A 14,885-nucleotide genomic window follows, 5' to 3' on the forward strand; every position below is an offset into this window, starting at 1 on the left:
GCGGCCGGAAACATGATCTCCACGCTCGACGACATGCGGATCTGGGCACGCGCACTGGCCACCGGGGCGCTGCTCAAGCCGGAGACCCAGCGGCAACGCCTCGACACCACGGTGCCGATGAACCCCGAGCAAACTTCCTTCTACGGTTTGGGCATCATCAACGCCGCCGGTTGGATCGGACACGCCGGCGTCATCTTCGGCTATGAAACCATGGCGTTCTACCTTCCCCAGACCCAGACCACCCTCGTCTTCTTCATCAACACCGACGTCCCACAACAGGCCAGCGCGACACTCGCGCACGCAATCACCAACGTCATCTCCCCCGACCACGTAATCCGCTGATACCGACAAGCGCCATGCCGCTACTTCCGGGCGTGCCAAAGTTTGACTCAGACCGAATAGGCCAAGAGATGTCGAACTAGCGACCGCCTACTTCGCCCAACATCGAGACCAGCCGCCGGCTGAGTTCTCACACCGAAAGTCTCCGGACTCCCCCGGGGCGGTTCAGGTGTTTTCGCTGTCTCTCCAGACTCACGGCGGGGTTCAGCCTGTTGGCGGACCGTGCGTTGTGTCCCCTCAGGCGGACCACGTTCACAACCCTCGGAGGGTTCAGGAGGTGAACGTCACAGAGGTCCGGGCGCAGGTTGTACGGCCCGCGGTGAACGATTGGCGTGTTTTGCGCGTCTTCATCGGAGACCGTGCCTTCAATCGAGGAGCTATTCCGATGTCAGCTGCGCTTCGTAACCTTCCGTCACACGCCCCACGCACCGCCCAAGGTGTACTCGCACAGGTCAATACGCTGGTGGGCCAACTACGTGCGCGAGGGCCCGAGACCGAACGACTTCGCCGCATGCATCCCGACAACCTGCGTGACCTGACCGAAGCTGGGGTCTTCCGGCTCGCGATGCCAACCGACGTCGGCGGCTACCAGGCGGAGGAAGACATCGTCGCCGAAGTCCTTGCGCAAATCTCGCGGGGCTGCCCGTCCACCGGCTGGATGTGCACGATCATGGTGATCAGCAATCTCCTTCCGGCTCTATTGGCCGATGAGGCGGCGGACGAGATATACGCGACGCCCGACCTGAGAATTACCACGACCATCGCGCCCACCGGCCAGGCGGCGACTGTCGACGGTGGCTACCATGTCACCGGTCAGTGGGCGTGGAACACCGCTGGCGTCCATAGCAATTGGCTCGCCTCCGCGTGCGTCGTGCCCGGCGAGGAGGACCGGGGGTTGCGAGTGATGCTGATGCCCACCGCAGAGGTGGAGCATCAGGACAACTGGCACGCAGCCGGAATGGCGGGAACGGCCACGAACATCGCAACGGTTGGCGATGTGTTCGTCCCTGAATCGCGCACCATCCTTGTCAAAGACCTTGCGGAGGGCCGCTATCCGACACGGCGCTACTCACAGTTGCCCTACTTCAACCGGCCATTCGTGATGTACATCAATGCGGGGAGCGCCCCCGCGCTGCTCGGAATGGCACGCGGAGCGATGGACTGCTTCATGCAGACTCTGCCGACGCGTGGGGCCATCACCTACACCGCATGGCCGAAAGCCGCCGAGGCTCCCTTGCTGCATCACCAACTGGCCAAGGCACAGTACGACCTCGAGGCTGCGGAGATGTTCACGAGTAGGCTCAGCGCGCTCTATCGCGGAGTCCTCCACAGGCCTCCGACGATCATGGAGCGAACGCAGGCCCGTGGCTACATCGGTCATGTCGCGAGCCTGTCCCGGGCCTGTGTCAATCAGCTATTCGAGGCCAGTAGTGCGTCGCACACCCTGCTCGCCGCCGATATCCAGCGGTACTTCCGCGACATAAACGTGCTGCATCAGCATGCGGCGATACAGCCCAACAGCGGCGATGAGGCCTACGGGCGGGTGCTGGCCGGGCTCGATCCCAACTCCGAGATCGTCTGAACTCCGTGTCGTTCCCGTTCGAGCGCGTCGTCGCGGCGGCGATCCCGGTTGCTGCGTCCTCAGGGTAGCCGGAGGATCGCGGGAACTGTCGGGCGTCGAACACGCGGCGCGCGGGGTCGCCCACGTCTTGCCAGACGCCGAGGACGCGTCTCAACGCCAGCCGGACTCCTCTGACGTCATGCGCGTCGTCCATCCCGGCGAATACGGTGGCTTGCATCAGGTAAGCAACGTGCAACCTCATGGGCGCACTTACTACAAGACCCCGACCGGCCCGCGGTCGGACTGGCAGCCGAACGGGCCAGCCGTTCATCGTCCAATGGTGGTCGGGGAATTCGCGGGCAATGCAATTATTCGCCGTCTCTGCAAATAGGCGCCGAGCGTGCCAATGGCAGCCATTCGCTGCCGTGCTTGCCGGGTCGAGCGCGCTCGTATTCAAATTAGCGAGCCGTCATCGTCATTCGCCAGAAGCCCCAAAATCATCGGATGATTCCGACTACTTCCCATCAGAAAAGTTGGTACGCTCCGTTCGCCCACGCGCAGGAGCGGAGCGAAAGCCTTTGAGCCCAGGGGGATTCAACGTGCCCAACTATCGCAAAGCCACTTCCCGCGGACTCCTGAAGTCGGCCCGCTACCTCATCGTCACGTTGGTTCTGGCGATCGTCGCTTCGCTCGTGGCGATATCAACGTTCACCGGGGCGATCAGCCGGGCAGCCAATTATGCGTTGGCCGTACCTGGGACCGGCAACCCGACGCCGACCACTAGCTTCATAAACGCCGAGGTCAGAAACTTCATCACCCCAACCAACCCGGGCTGTGGCTCCAACTTGAACAACCCCCCGCCCAACCCCAGCTGCACCCAAGTAGCTGTCGACTACCCCGCATCGTTCTGGCCGATCATCTTGTTCGGCCTGAAACAGCTGACCTCGGATACGTGGAATGCGTCCGTGTCGACCGGCGTTCAAAATCTCGGGACCCAGCTTGCTGATGTGTATTCGGCTGATCCGACGGGCCATTTCTATTTAACCGGCTATTCACAGGGCGCCACCGTCCTCAGCTACTTCAAACGCAGTTACCCCACCAACCCCACGAGTCAGGGGTTGCCCCCGCTGAACCAGGTGACGTTCGTAATGGCCGCTAACCCGAATCGACCGAACGGCGGCCTTTTCATGCGGCCCGGAATCTTCGGCGCCTTTGACATCCCGATCCTGGACGCGACGGTGGGCATACCGGCGCCGACCGACACCGGAGTGAAGACCACCGATATCGCGATCCAGTACGACGGCGTCTCGGACTTCCCCGAATATCCAATCAACCTGCTGGCCGATATCAACGCGCTCGCCGGCCTCCTTTTCATCCACCCCACCTACGTGAACCCGAACAGCAGCCACCCGAACGGGCATCCGTACGGGTACACCCTGGATCAGTTCACTGCCGCTGTCACCGCCGCCCAGCAAGCCGCTGATAACGGCCAATGCACCGACGCCGTCAATTGCCAGCAGTTCGGCGACACCACCTACATCACGCTTCCCACGACGAACCTGCCGATCCTGGCGCCGCTGCGCTACCTGGGCGAGCAAACCGGCCTCTCGTTCCTGACAAGACCGCTCGCCGATCTGGTTGAGCCGGTCATGAAGGTACTCATCGAGACCGCCTACGACCGCACCAGCTATGGCACACCTACCCCCTTCCATCTGATCCCGATCATCAACCCGGTCACCCTCGCCGTCAGTCTGGTCGCCGCAACCCTGCAGGGCATCAGCGACGCGATCGGCGATATCGTTGGCACCCGGCCGACGCCCCCACCCACCCAGGACCCGTTCGCCGCGGCGGCATCCCTCTTGTCCGGCTCCGACGGTCCACCAGCACCCAACAGCACCCCGCCAGCCCAGCTGACCCCTAACGCGTTGACTCCAAAAGCATTGACGGCCAACGTGTTGTCGTCGACCTCGCCGTTGAGATCCAGCACCCCGTCCGGCTCCGGCACCACCACGCCGGCGGCCAGCCAGTCGGAGACCCCCGCCATCACGCCCGCCGACAGCCAGTCGAAGCCCCCCGCCATCACGCCCGCCGACAGCCAGTCGAAGCCCCCCACCACCACGCCCGCCGACAGCCAGTCGAAGCCCCCCACCACCACGCCCGCCGACAGCCAGTCGAAGCCCCCCACCACATCTGGGACCCCCACCACCTCCGGCACCGAATCATCGACGATCAACGTGACTTCTGGCGCCAAGTCGACGCCCAGCACCAAAGCCAAAAGCAATCCAACAGGCACGGACACCGCGGTAGTCAACACTTCCGCGACATGATCGCGCGAGCGGGCGTCGCGATGACGAGTTAGCAAGGCCATTACTGGCGCATCTCGACAGCCAACGCCGCGGCCACATCCGCCCGGTGACGTCCGGGGATACTGGACGGGTGGATCCCATCTCGCGCGTTGCCTCAAGGGAGGTTTACCGGAACCCGTGGATGATCGTCCGGGAGGACGACGTCCGCCGACAGGACGGCAGCCCCGGAATCTACGGCGTCATCGACAAGCCGACCTACGCGCTGGTGATCGCCAGGGACGGCGACCGTTTCCGCCTCGTCGAGCAATTCCGGTATCCGATCGGTCTGCGCCGCTGGGAGTTTCCGCAGGGCACGGCCCCTGGGACGCTCGACGGCAAGGAGCCGCCGCCTGCCGACCTCGCCGCGCGCGAACTGCGGGAGGAGACGGGTCTGCGCGCAACGTCGATGGTGATTCTCGGCCAGCTCGACGTCGCACCCGGCATGAGCAGCCAGCGCGGCTGGGTGTTCCTGGCCACCGGGATCACCGAAGGAGACCACGACCGCGAGCCCGAGGAACAGGACATGCACAGCGCCTGGTTCACCGGGGAGCAGATCGAGCGCATGATCATCGACGGCATCATCACCGACGCGCAGACCATCGCGGCGTGGACGCTGCTGCGGCTGACCCAGCCCGACTAGGCGTCGAAGGCCACCGACCGGCCGACTGTCTCCCAGGCCGCCAGCTCGGCCTTGGCATCGTCGAGCACCGCACCGATGAGGTCGACGGCGTCGGTGCCCAACGCCAGCCGAAGAGGCGGATCGTCGGAGGCCAACGCGTTCAGGATGGCCGCCGCGGCCTTGGCAGGATCGCCTGGCTGCTTGCCGTCGTCGTCGGGCATCCCGGTGCGCAACTTCTCGATCTGGTCGTCGTAGGCGGCGATCGGGGTGGCCACCAACAGCGCGCCCGGCCCGTTGAACGACGTCCGGAAGGCGCCAGGTTCGACGATGAGCACCCGGATGCCGAAGCCACCGACTTCCTTGGCCAACGCCTCCGACCAGCCCTCGAGTGCGAACTTGGTCGCCGAGTAGCCGCCGACACCCGGGAACGTGAACCGGCCGCCCATGCTGCTCATCTGCACGATCGCGCCGGAGCCGCGCTCACGCATCTGCGGCAACAGCGCGCGGGTCAACGCCGCCGGCCCGAAGAAGTGCAGGTCCATCAGATCGCGCAGTTGTTCGTCGGAGGTCTCCTCGGCGGCTCCGATCGCGCCGCGCCCTGCGTTGTTCACCAGCACGTCGACTCGACCGTGGCTGGCCAGCACCTCGTCGACGGCGGCGGCGATGCGGTCGCGCTCGGTGATGTCGAGGCGCAGTGGGCTCACCCGATCGGGCGCGACGGCCGTCAGGTCGGCGAGCGTCTCGGGTCGGCGGGCGGCGGCGACCACGGTGTCACCGGCCGCCAGCGCCGCCTCCGCGATGGCCCGGCCGAAGCCGGAGTTGGCACCGGTGACGAGCCAGACCCGGGCGCCGTCGGAAGTCGGTTCATTCATGGCTCCTGTTATTCCAGCCCCGGCTGTCGCTGTCTACCAGCAATCTCCACGTGATCTCCACACGGCCTCCAAGTCCCGCGTCCAGCGAAACGGCACGATTTCATCCATCAAGAACTCCTGCGAGCCGACCTCCAGCTCGCCCATCGAGAGGTCCACCATGAGCAAGTTCATCGCCACGACAGCGGCTTTCGGCGCCCTCGCCGCGGCGGCGTTGGGTCTGGCAGGCACGGCGGCAGCGTTTCCCCAGGGCGGGACCGCAGCCGACACCGCGGCCACCCTGTCCGCCGAGGGCTACCGGGTGGCGTTCAACGGCAGCGTGTCGGCCCCGTTGTCGGAGTGCGCCGTGACGGGCACCCATCCAAGCCTCGACGCCGCGGCCACCCGCGCAGAGAAGGAGAACACCACCGTCTTCATCGACGTGTCGTGCCCATCGAAGGATTGACCAGACGTAGCGCGCCAGTAGGTTCGAGGTGTGAGCGACGACGACGAGATCCGCGACCTGATCACCGGTTGGACCACCGCCGTACGTAGCTGCGACCTCGAAGGGGTACTGGCGCGCCACGATCCCGACATCGTGATGTTCGACGTACCGCCGCCGTTCCGAGGGGTCCGCGGCATCGACGAATACCGCGAGTCGTGGGGACCGTTCTTCGAGTGGCTCGACCAGGGTGCGGTGTTCGAGCTCGTCGATCTCGACGTGGTGGCGGGCACTGACGTGGCGTTCGCGTACGCGCTGCTGCGGTGCGGCATGCCCGCCGACTTCGACTCCGAACCGGACAACCGGTTGCGGGTGACGGTCGGCCTATGCAAGCGCGACGGCCATTGGGTCGTTACGCACGAGCATCATTCGTTCCCCATGGCCTAACCCCGAGCCTGCTGGGAGATCGTGAATTCGACGAGAATCGCGATCTCTCCGCAGTCTCGGCGGTGGAGGGGTGAGGGCCGATGGTCAGTGCCGCTCGGCCAGTGCCCGCAGGAAGAACGTCAGGTTGGCGGGACGCTCGGCGAGGCGGCGCACGAAGTAGCCGTACCACTGCGTGCCGAACGGCACGTACACCCGCACGTGGTTCCCGTCAGCGGCAAGCCTGCGCTGCTCGGGGTCCCGGATGCCGTACAGCATCTGGTACTCGAAACCATCGACGCCGCGGTTGAATTCGCGGGTCAACCCGGGGACCGCGTCGATGATCTCCGGGTCGTGCGAGGCGATCATCGGGTAACCCGAGCCGGCCATCAGGACGCGCAGGCAGCGTAGGTAGGAGTCGGTGACGTCCTCGCGGTCGCGGAAGGCCACCGATGCGGGCTCGTCGTAGGCGCCCTTGCACAACCGGATCCGCACACCGGAGGCGGCGAACTCCTCGCAGTCGGCGTGGGTCCGCTTCAGGTAGGCCTGCAGCACCGTGCCCAGCCAGTCGAAGTCGGTCCGCAGATCGCGCACGATCGACAACGTCGAGTCGGTGGTGGTGTGGTCCTCGGCGTCCACCGTCACCCAGGCGCCGACGTCGCGGGCCTTCTCGCAGATGGTGTGCGCGTTCTCGTAGGCGATCTTCTCACCGTCGCGCGGCAGCGCCTGGCCGAGTGCGGACAGCTTCAACGAGACCTCCAACGGCCTTGGGCCATCGGCGTTCTCCTCGCGGCGTCCGAGTGCGTCGAGCAGTTCCAGGTAGGCCCGCATCGTGGCCTCGGCGGCGTCGGCGTCGGTGACGTCCTCGCCGAGGTAGTCGACCGATACGAACCGCCGCGAGTCCCGCAGCTCGCCGACCGACGTCAGCGCCTCGGGAACGGTCTCGCCGGGCACGAAGCGGTGCACCACCTCGCGGGTGACCGGCATGCGCTCAGAGACGCGGCGCAATCCGTCCGATCGGGCGGCGGCCAGGATGACGGGCCGCGCGACCCCCTGGAAGGTGCGATGAGCGCTTGCGCGAAGAGCCGAGGACACGGTCATCGTCATGCCTCCATGTGTGGGTAGGTGTGGTTGGTCGGCGGCACGAACGTCTCCTTGATGGAGCGGGCCGACGTCCAGCGCAGCAGGTTCAGCGGCGAACCGGCCTTGTCGTTGGTGCCAGACGCGCGCGAGCCGCCGAACGGCTGCTGGCCGACCACGGCGCCGGTGGGCTTGTCGTTGACGTAGAAGTTGCCTGCGGCGTAACGCAACCGGTTTTGGGCCGCGAGCACCGCTGACCGGTCGTCGGCGATCACCGCGCCGGTGAGGCCGTATTTGGAGCCGCCGTCGACGACGCCGAGTACGTCGTCCCACCGGTCGTCCTCGTACACGTGCACGGCCAGGATCGGGCCGAAGTACTCGTTGCTGAACGCCTCGTCGGTCGGGTCGTCGGAGAGCAGCACGGTGGGCCTGACGAAATAGCCTTCGTTGTCGTCGTATTCGCCGCCTGCGGCAATGGTGACACCCGGCGCGCCCTTGGCCCGCTCGATGGCTGCCACGTTCTTCGCGAAGGACCGCTCGTCGATCAGCGCGCCGCCGTAGTTCTTCAGGTCGGTCACGTCGCCGTAGGTCAGTGCCGTGGTGGCACCGAGGAAGTCGTCACCCATCTTCTGCCACACCGAGCGCGGGATGAACGCTCGCGATGCCGCCGAGCACTTCTGGCCCTGGTAGTCGAAGGCCCCGCGAATCAGTGCGGTGGTCAACACATCTGGCCGCGCCGAGGCGTGCGCGACGACGAAGTCCTTGCCGCCGGTCTCGCCGACCAGTCGCGGGTAGGTGCGGAAGCGGTCGATGTTGGTGCCGACCTCGCGCCACAGGTGCTGGAACGTCGGCGTCGATCCGGTGAAGTGGATGCCCGCGAGCCGCGGGTCGGCGAGGACCACGTCGGATACCGCGAGGCCGTCGCCGGTGACCATGTTGATCACGCCGGGCGGCAGGCCCGCGGCCTCGAGCAGCTGCATGGTCAGGTACGCCGAGAACGTCTGCGTGACAGACGGTTTCCACACCACGGTGTTGCCCATCAGAGCGGGTGCGGTCGGTAGGTTGCCTGCGATGGCGGTGAAGTTGAACGGTGTGATGGCGTAGACGAAGCCCTCGAGCGGGCGGTAGTCGGTGCGGTTCCAGATCCCGCGTGCGCTGACCGGCTGCTCCGCCATGATCTCGCGGGCGAACGCCACGTTGAAGCGCCAGAAGTCGGTGAGCTCGCAGGATGCGTCGATCTCGGCTTGGTAGGCGGTCTTGGACTGGCCGAGCATGGTGGCGGCGGCGATCTTCTCCCGCCACGGACCGGCAAGCAGATCCGCGGCGCGCAGGAACACTGCGGCGCGCTCGTCGAACGGGGTCGCCGCCCAGGCGTCCTTCGCGGCGATGGCGGCCTCGACGGCGGCGGCGGCCTCGCCATGTCCGGCGTTGGTCAGGGTGCCGAGCACGGCACTGTGGCGGTGCGGTTGCACGACGTCGATGCGCTCGCCGTCACCCATGACGTGGGCGCCGCCAATGACGTGGGGAAGGTCGATGGTGTCGTCGACCAGCGCGTCGAGCGCGGTGGTCAGCCGGGCCCGTTCGGGGCTACCGGGGGCGTATTCGTGGACGGGCTCGTTGATGGGCGCGGGAACGTGAGAAATTGCCGCAATGGGTTGCGAGGCGTTCATGTGCACAACGATCTCGCACCGAGGCCACCAAACCTTTGGCCGATCCGACAAGCTGTGAGGCCCGTGTCAGTAAGATCACACAACATGGCGAAGTCGGGTGTCAGCCTCGGTCAGCTGGTCCTTGCGCTGGACGCGACCATGGTCACGTTGGTCGAGGCACCGCGCGGGCTGGACCTGCCGGTCGCGTCGGCCGCCCTGATCGATTCCGACGACGTGCGGCTCGGGCTGGCCGCCGGTTCAGGCTCGGCCGACGTGTTCTTCCTACTCGGCATCGGCTCGGACGACGCGATCGCCTGGCTCGACCACCAGGTGATCCGGCGAGTCCCCGCAGCCATCTTCGTCAAGGAACCCGCCGACGCCGTCGTGGCGCGGGCAGTCGCCGCGGGGACGGCGGTGGTGGCCGTCGAACCGCGGGCCCGCTGGGAACGGCTCTACCGTCTTGTCGACCACGTCTTCGAACATCACGGCGACCACGCCGACCCGCGCTATGACTCGGGCACCGACCTGTTCGGCCTCGCCCAGTCGATCGCCGACCGGACACACGGCATGGTGAGCATCGAGGATGCACAGTCGCACGTGTTGGCCTACTCCGCCTCCGACGACGAGGCCGACGAGCTGCGGCGCCTGTCGATCCTTGGCCGCGCAGGCCCGCCAGAGCACCTCGCGTGGATCGGCCAGTGGGGCATCTTCGACGCGCTGCGTGCCCGCCCCGACGTCGTCAGCGTCGCCGAACGCCCCGAACTGGGATTGCGGCCGCGCCTGGCGATCGGCATCCACCAGCCGGCACCGGACCCGCGGCGGGCGCCCGCGTTCGCAGGCACCATCTGGGTGCAGCAGGGGTCCCGGCCGCTGGCCGACGACGCGGACGACGTGCTGCGTGGGGCGGCAGTCCTCGCGGCCCGCATCATGTCGCGGCTGGCCGCGACGCCGTCGACGCATGCGGTTCGGGTTCAGGAGCTGCTTGGCCTACGCGCCGGTCAGGGCGACGATGTTCAATTCGCGGAGCTGGCACGCGAACTCGGCATCGTCGCCGACGGGCGCGCCGCCGTCGTCGGCGTCGACTGCGTGACCGACGCGCCCGCGCGGCTGGCCGACGTACTGGCGTTGAGCGCCAGCGCCTTTCGCCCCGACGCGCAGGTGGCCGCGCGCGGGTCGCGGGTGTACGTGTTGTTCCCGCACACCGGAAGGGCCGCGTCGGTGACGTCGTGGATCCGCGGCACGATAGGCGCTCTGCACACCGAGTTGGGCTTCGAGCTGCGGGCCGTGATCGCCACCCCGGCAACGGGACTCAGTGCCGTCGCCGCCGCCCGCGCCGAGGTGGACCGGGTCCTCGACAGCGCGGAACGTCACCCCGGCGCCATCGGCCAGGTCACCTCGCTGGCCGAGGCACGCACCACGGTGGTGCTCGACGAGATCGTCACCATGATCGCCGCCGACGAGCGCCTGATCGATCCGCGGGTGCGCGAACTGCGCGAGCACGACGCCGTTCTGGCCGACACACTGCAGGCGTACCTGGACGGCTTCGGCGACATCGGCGCTGCGGCCCAAAGGTTGCACGTACACCCCAACACCGTCCGCTACCGGGTCCGGCGCATCGAGGAGACGCTGGCGACGTCGTTGGCCGACCCCGACGTCCGGCTCCTCCTCTCGCTCAGCCTGCGCGCCACCGACCGCAACCCCTAACCGTGTCAACCGATCGGCTGACACCGAGGTTCAGTCGTCCGGTCGTCGCGGATCGGGGTCGATGCGGCGCACCATGGAGGCATGGGCGACAGGGCTACCCCACGAAGGCCCCCGGACGGGGTGCGGGATGCCGCTGCCGCAGCGATCGGCACGCACCGAAATCTGTTGCGCTCCGGCAGGGACGGCCGCGTCCTCAGCGCGTTGATGCGGCCGCTCTTCCGAGTGTCGACGCCAGCCGGGTTCGGGGTCCTCACCACCACCGGGCGCAAGACCGGCAAGTCCCCGAGCAGGTGCGTTCGAGCGGTTCGGCGAGGTGGCCAGGTCTATCTGGTCGCGCTGCGGCCGCCACATCTCGCCGTGACGCATCCAGGCCCGGTCCAGGCGTGGGTGCCACCGACACCGCCGAACTGCGACTCGCCCGCGAGGCGATCTGCGAAACCGTCCATTCCTTCGACTGCGGCGAGTGCGCACTGCATCTGCGCGGCCTGCCGACTCGCACGAAGATCCAGGATTTGCACCGCTATTGGTTCGACACCGGCATACCCATCGCGATCGAGGCAAGGGAGACACCCGCATGACGACAACCGTCCCGCCCACCACAGAGACCGACCACCCGTATCTCAGTGGCAACTACGCACCCGTTCGGGAGGAGGTCACGGCGACCGACCTTGCGGTGAGCGGGACGATCCCCGACTACCTCGATGGACGCTACCTGCGGACGGGCCCGAATCCGCTTCGCCCGCCCAACCCGGAGCGCTACCACTGGTTTCTCGGCGAAGGCATGGCGCACGGGTTGCGATTGCGGGACGGCAAGGCGCAGTGGTACCGGAATCGATGGATTCGATCGGCCGCCGTCTCACGCGAGCTCGGCGAGACGTGGCCCGGTGGTGCTCGTTGCGGCGGACTGGACTTCGCCGCGAACACTAACATCATCGGCCATGGCGGACGGACTCTGGTGCTCACCGAGTCGGGGATTCGCCCCTACGAACTCACCGACCATTTGGACACCGTCGGCGGGTCGGACTTATGCGGAACGTTGTTCGGCGGATACACCGCCCATCCCAAACGCGATCCTGACACCGGCGAACTCCACGCTGTGTCCTACCACCCGATGTGGGGCAGACGCGTTCAGTACACCGTGACGGGCACCGATGGTCGCATCCGCCGCACCGTCGAAATCACGCTGGACTCACATACCATGATGCACGACTTCTCACTGACGGAGCGATACGTCGTCATCTACGACATGCCGGTCGTGCTGGACTTCCGTCTCGCCGTTCATAATTCGCCCGCGCGTGCCGCGTCGAGCGTGCTCAGTCGGTTGGCCGCGCAGCGCTCGCTTCCGAACTCCGTGATACGCGCGGTGATGCGCGCGTCCGAGCGAACGACTGCCGGCATCACCGGCATGCCCTACCGGTGGGCACCGGAGAAGATGGCCAGGATCGGTGTGATGCCCCGCGACGGCGCCGCCTCTGACATCCGGTGGTTCGAGGTCCCCCAGTGTTACGTGTTCCACCCCATGAACGCCTTCGACGACGGTGACCGCGTCGTGCTCGACGTCGTGCGGCACCCAACCGTATTTACCGCAGGAAAGCGACTGTTCGACCCGACGACGTTGGACCGGTGGACCGTGTCCCTTCGGGACGGCCGCGTGTCGACGGAGCGCGTCGACGACCAGACACAGGAGTTTCCCCGCGTCGATGAGCGCCGCGTCGGCCGGCGTCACCGCTTCGGCTACGCCGTGGCACACGCCAATCCGGACGACGTCGGGTACATCGCCCGCGAGGCGATACTGCGACACGACCTGGTCAAGGATGAGACACGGCGCGTGGAGTTCGGCCCAGGTCGCGAACCGGGCGAGTTCGTGTTCGTGCCCTCGTCGCCCGACGCGGACGAAGACGATGGTGTCGCAATGGGCTTCGTCTACAACCGCACCGAGGACCGGAGTGATCTCGTGATGGTGGACGGCGCGACGCTGGAGACCGTCGCGACGGTTCACCTTCCGGTTCGCGTACCTCACGGATTTCACGGCAACTGGGTCCCCAGCCAGGGCTAGCATCACCGGATGAGCCCAGCTCAGGAAGGGACGCGAGCGCGGACGGGAAGCGAGTGGCACTGGCTGTGGGAGGTCTACGTCGTCGGGTTGTGCATGGCGGCGATCGCCGCGGTGGCGCTGCTCGACGCACGCTTCCCCGGGCACGTCCCGCTGGCGGTTGCGGCGCTGGCCGGGATCGCGGTGTGCGTGCTCGGATTTCGCCCGGTGATTCGGGCGCTCGATCGACGCGCGCACTTCGTGGTGGGTGCCGCCATCGGGTTGTGGATCGCCGCCTTGTGGGCATCACCGATCGCCGTCGCTGCGGCACCCGCGCTCTACCCGTTGCTGTTCGCCACCCTCCCGCTCGGGATGGCACTGGTCGGCGTCACGGCCGTCAATCTACTCCCACTCGCCGTCGCACTAGCCTTGCACGGAACGCATTGGCCGAATCTGCCACTGGCCATTGCCATTACCGCGATCGGCATGGTGGCGGCTCCGGTCATCGGAACGGTGATCGTCACGTCGATGGAGCAACGCCGCAGACTCGCCGCCGTGGTCGTCGAGCTCGGGTCGAGCCGCGCGGAGGCCTTCCGGCTGTCACGGCAAGCCGGCGCGGCGGCCGAGCGCGAGCGCCTCGCCCGCGAGATACACGACACCTTGGCGCAGGGCTTCACCAGCATCGTGGCGCTCGCCCAAGCCGTCGAGGCCGAGCTGGACACCGACCCGGTCGCGGCGAGCAGACACGTCGAGTTGATCCGCGCCACCGCAAGGGAGAACCTCGCCGAGGCGCGCGTGATGGTCGCCGATCTGGTGCCCGCCGCCCTCGACGACAGTTCATTGCCTGCCGCGATTCGGCGTCTAGCCGACCGGCTGTCGGCCGAGACCGGCATCACGGTGACGGTGGATACCGGCCGCGAGCTTCCCGCTCTTGGCATGGCCTCGGACGTGGTGTTGCTGCGCGCCGCGCAGGAGGCACTCACCAACGTCCGCAAGCACTCACAGGGCGGCGAGGTGCACGTCGAGCTCTCGGCCGCCGGCCGCGGAGTCCGGTTCTCGGTGGTGGGCAACGGAGTCGGACTCGCCGAGGACCACGCCGAGGGATTCGGCCTTCGCGGAATGAAGGCACGGGTGGCCCAGGTGGGTGGCACGATGTCGGTGTCGCCGACGCCCGGTGGCGGAGTCACCGTCGAAGTCGAGGTGCCGACATGACGACGACGCGAGTACTGCTCGTCGACGATCACCCCGTCGTCCGCGAAGGCCTGCGCGGCATGATCAACGCCGAAGACGACCTGACCGTCGTCGGGGAGGCGGTGTCGGGGGCAGAGGCGGTGGCGCTTGCCGAATCCCTGTGCCCAGACGTGATTCTGATGGATCTGCGCATGCCCGACGTCGACGGCGTGACGGCAACCGAGCGGATCCTCGCCGCATCGCCGTCGACCCGGATCGTGGTGGTCACCACCTACGAGTCCGATGCCGACATCCTTCGCGCCGTCGAAGCCGGTGCCGCGGGGTATCTGCTCAAGGATGCCTCTCGCGTCGAGCTGGCCGACGCCGTGCGCGATGCAGCGCGTGGCAAGACGGTGCTCGCTCCGTCGGTGGCGGACAGGCTGGTTCGCTTCGTGCGCCAACCCGCATCGGTGTCCCTCTCCTCGCGCGAGGTCGAGGTGCTCGGCCTGGTGGCCAAGGGCACGACCAACGCCGAGATCGGGCGGGCACTGCACATCAGTGCGGCCACGGTGAAGACACATCTGTTGCGGGCCTTCAACAAACTGGACGTGTCCGACCGCACGGCGGCGGTCACCACCGCAATGGCGTTGGGCCTGCTCGACTGACACCTCGG

General features: G+C 67.1%; 14 protein-coding genes. 11 read left to right on the forward strand and 3 right to left on the reverse strand.

The features are described from left to right. The 4 genes from HNP02_RS34280 to HNP02_RS34295 form a co-directional block, all read left to right on the forward strand. Nucleotides 1-342: serine hydrolase domain-containing protein (locus HNP02_RS34280; protein ID WP_184445131.1), on the forward strand; the 342-nt coding region annotated here is incomplete at its 5' end. A 382-nt stretch (nucleotides 343-724) separates the two neighbouring features. Next, nucleotides 725-1,921 carry a hypothetical protein gene (locus HNP02_RS34285; protein WP_184445132.1) on the forward strand — a complete coding sequence of 399 codons (1,197 nt, stop codon included), beginning with the start codon at nucleotides 725-727 and terminating at the stop codon, nucleotides 1,919-1,921. Nucleotides 1,922-2,499: 578 nt separating this feature from the next. Beyond that, a complete protein-coding gene (locus tag HNP02_RS34290) occupies nucleotides 2,500-4,227 on the forward strand; it encodes a PE-PPE domain-containing protein (protein ID WP_184445133.1) in 1,728 nt (575 codons plus the stop codon). 160 nt (nucleotides 4,228-4,387) lie between these two features. Next, entirely contained in the window at nucleotides 4,388-4,885 is a 498-nt protein-coding gene (locus tag HNP02_RS34295) for an NUDIX hydrolase (protein ID WP_221318369.1), read from the forward strand. Here HNP02_RS34295 and HNP02_RS34300 read toward each other — a convergent pair. Next, on the reverse strand, nucleotides 4,882-5,736 hold the full coding sequence (locus tag HNP02_RS34300; RefSeq protein ID WP_184445135.1) for an oxidoreductase: 855 nt from the start codon (nucleotides 5,734-5,736) through the stop codon (nucleotides 4,882-4,884). The two genes, HNP02_RS34295 and HNP02_RS34300, sit on opposite strands and share 4 nt — an antisense overlap. A 157-nt stretch (nucleotides 5,737-5,893) precedes the next feature. Here HNP02_RS34300 and HNP02_RS34305 point away from each other — a divergent pair, with 157 nt between their 5' ends. After that, nucleotides 5,894-6,178, forward strand: a complete 285-nt coding sequence (locus tag HNP02_RS34305; protein ID WP_184445136.1) for a hypothetical protein — start codon at nucleotides 5,894-5,896, stop codon at nucleotides 6,176-6,178. A gap of 30 nt (nucleotides 6,179-6,208) precedes the next feature. After that, on the forward strand, nucleotides 6,209-6,601 hold the full coding sequence (locus HNP02_RS34310; RefSeq protein WP_184445137.1) for a nuclear transport factor 2 family protein: 393 nt from the start codon (nucleotides 6,209-6,211) through the stop codon (nucleotides 6,599-6,601). Between the two features lie 84 nt (nucleotides 6,602-6,685). On the opposite strand, the gene HNP02_RS34315 is transcribed toward HNP02_RS34310, so the two are convergent. Together HNP02_RS34315 and pruA are read right to left on the reverse strand one after the other, a co-directional pair. After that, entirely contained in the window at nucleotides 6,686-7,684 is a 999-nt protein-coding gene (locus HNP02_RS34315) for a proline dehydrogenase family protein (protein WP_255507296.1), read from the reverse strand. Beyond that, nucleotides 7,681-9,309, reverse strand: coding sequence for an L-glutamate gamma-semialdehyde dehydrogenase (gene pruA, locus HNP02_RS34320; protein ID WP_184445333.1), 1,629 nt, complete (start codon nucleotides 9,307-9,309; stop codon nucleotides 7,681-7,683). The genes HNP02_RS34315 and pruA overlap by 4 nt, the downstream gene beginning before the upstream one ends. A 102-nt stretch (nucleotides 9,310-9,411) precedes the next feature. On the opposite strand from pruA, the gene HNP02_RS34325 reads away from it, so the two are divergent. The 5 genes from HNP02_RS34325 to HNP02_RS34345 all read left to right on the forward strand — a co-directional run bounded on the left by HNP02_RS34325 (nucleotide 9,412) and on the right by HNP02_RS34345 (nucleotide 14,877). Beyond that, nucleotides 9,412-11,010, forward strand: a complete 1,599-nt coding sequence (locus tag HNP02_RS34325) for a CdaR family transcriptional regulator (RefSeq protein WP_184445138.1) — start codon at nucleotides 9,412-9,414, stop codon at nucleotides 11,008-11,010. 383 nt (nucleotides 11,011-11,393) lie between these two features. Then, nucleotides 11,394-11,588, forward strand: a complete 195-nt coding sequence (locus HNP02_RS34330) for a hypothetical protein (RefSeq protein ID WP_255507298.1) — start codon at nucleotides 11,394-11,396, stop codon at nucleotides 11,586-11,588. Then, nucleotides 11,585-13,066 carry a carotenoid oxygenase family protein gene (locus HNP02_RS34335; protein WP_184445139.1) on the forward strand — a complete coding sequence of 494 codons (1,482 nt, stop codon included), beginning with the start codon at nucleotides 11,585-11,587 and terminating at the stop codon, nucleotides 13,064-13,066. The genes HNP02_RS34330 and HNP02_RS34335 overlap by 4 nt, the downstream gene beginning before the upstream one ends. Before the next feature lie 9 nt (nucleotides 13,067-13,075). Then, the gene (locus HNP02_RS34340; RefSeq protein ID WP_184445140.1) at nucleotides 13,076-14,254 is read left to right on the forward strand and encodes a sensor histidine kinase; all 1,179 of its coding nucleotides are present in this window, start codon (nucleotides 13,076-13,078) and stop codon (nucleotides 14,252-14,254) included. After that, on the forward strand, nucleotides 14,251-14,877 hold the full coding sequence (locus tag HNP02_RS34345; protein WP_184445141.1) for a response regulator transcription factor: 627 nt from the start codon (nucleotides 14,251-14,253) through the stop codon (nucleotides 14,875-14,877). Before HNP02_RS34340 ends, HNP02_RS34345 begins: the two co-directional genes overlap by 4 nt. The last annotated feature ends 8 nt before the right edge of the window (nucleotides 14,878-14,885 follow it).

The sequence above is a fragment of the Mycobacterium sp. AZCC_0083 genome (genome assembly GCF_014202335.1).
Lineage (GTDB): Bacteria > Actinomycetota > Actinomycetes > Mycobacteriales > Mycobacteriaceae > Mycobacterium.

Bases quoted from the DNA above. Each gene is read 5' to 3' on its own strand.
- HNP02_RS34285 (WP_184445132.1), top strand. From the start codon at position 725: ATGTCAGCTGCGCTTCGTAACCTTCCGTCACACGCCCCACGCACCGCC.
- HNP02_RS34295 (WP_221318369.1), top strand. From the start codon at position 4,388: ATGATCGTCCGGGAGGACGACGTCCGCCGACAGGACGGCAGCCCCGGA.
- HNP02_RS34300 (WP_184445135.1), bottom strand. From the start codon at position 5,736: ATGAATGAACCGACTTCCGACGGCGCCCGGGTCTGGCTCGTCACCGGT.
- HNP02_RS34305 (WP_184445136.1), top strand. From the start codon at position 5,894: ATGAGCAAGTTCATCGCCACGACAGCGGCTTTCGGCGCCCTCGCCGCG.
- HNP02_RS34315 (WP_255507296.1), bottom strand. From the start codon at position 7,684: ATGACGATGACCGTGTCCTCGGCTCTTCGCGCAAGCGCTCATCGCACC.
- HNP02_RS34325 (WP_184445138.1), top strand. From the start codon at position 9,412: ATGGCGAAGTCGGGTGTCAGCCTCGGTCAGCTGGTCCTTGCGCTGGAC.
- HNP02_RS34335 (WP_184445139.1), top strand. From the start codon at position 11,585: ATGACGACAACCGTCCCGCCCACCACAGAGACCGACCACCCGTATCTC.
- HNP02_RS34340 (WP_184445140.1), top strand. From the start codon at position 13,076: ATGAGCCCAGCTCAGGAAGGGACGCGAGCGCGGACGGGAAGCGAGTGG.
- HNP02_RS34345 (WP_184445141.1), top strand. From the start codon at position 14,251: ATGACGACGACGCGAGTACTGCTCGTCGACGATCACCCCGTCGTCCGC.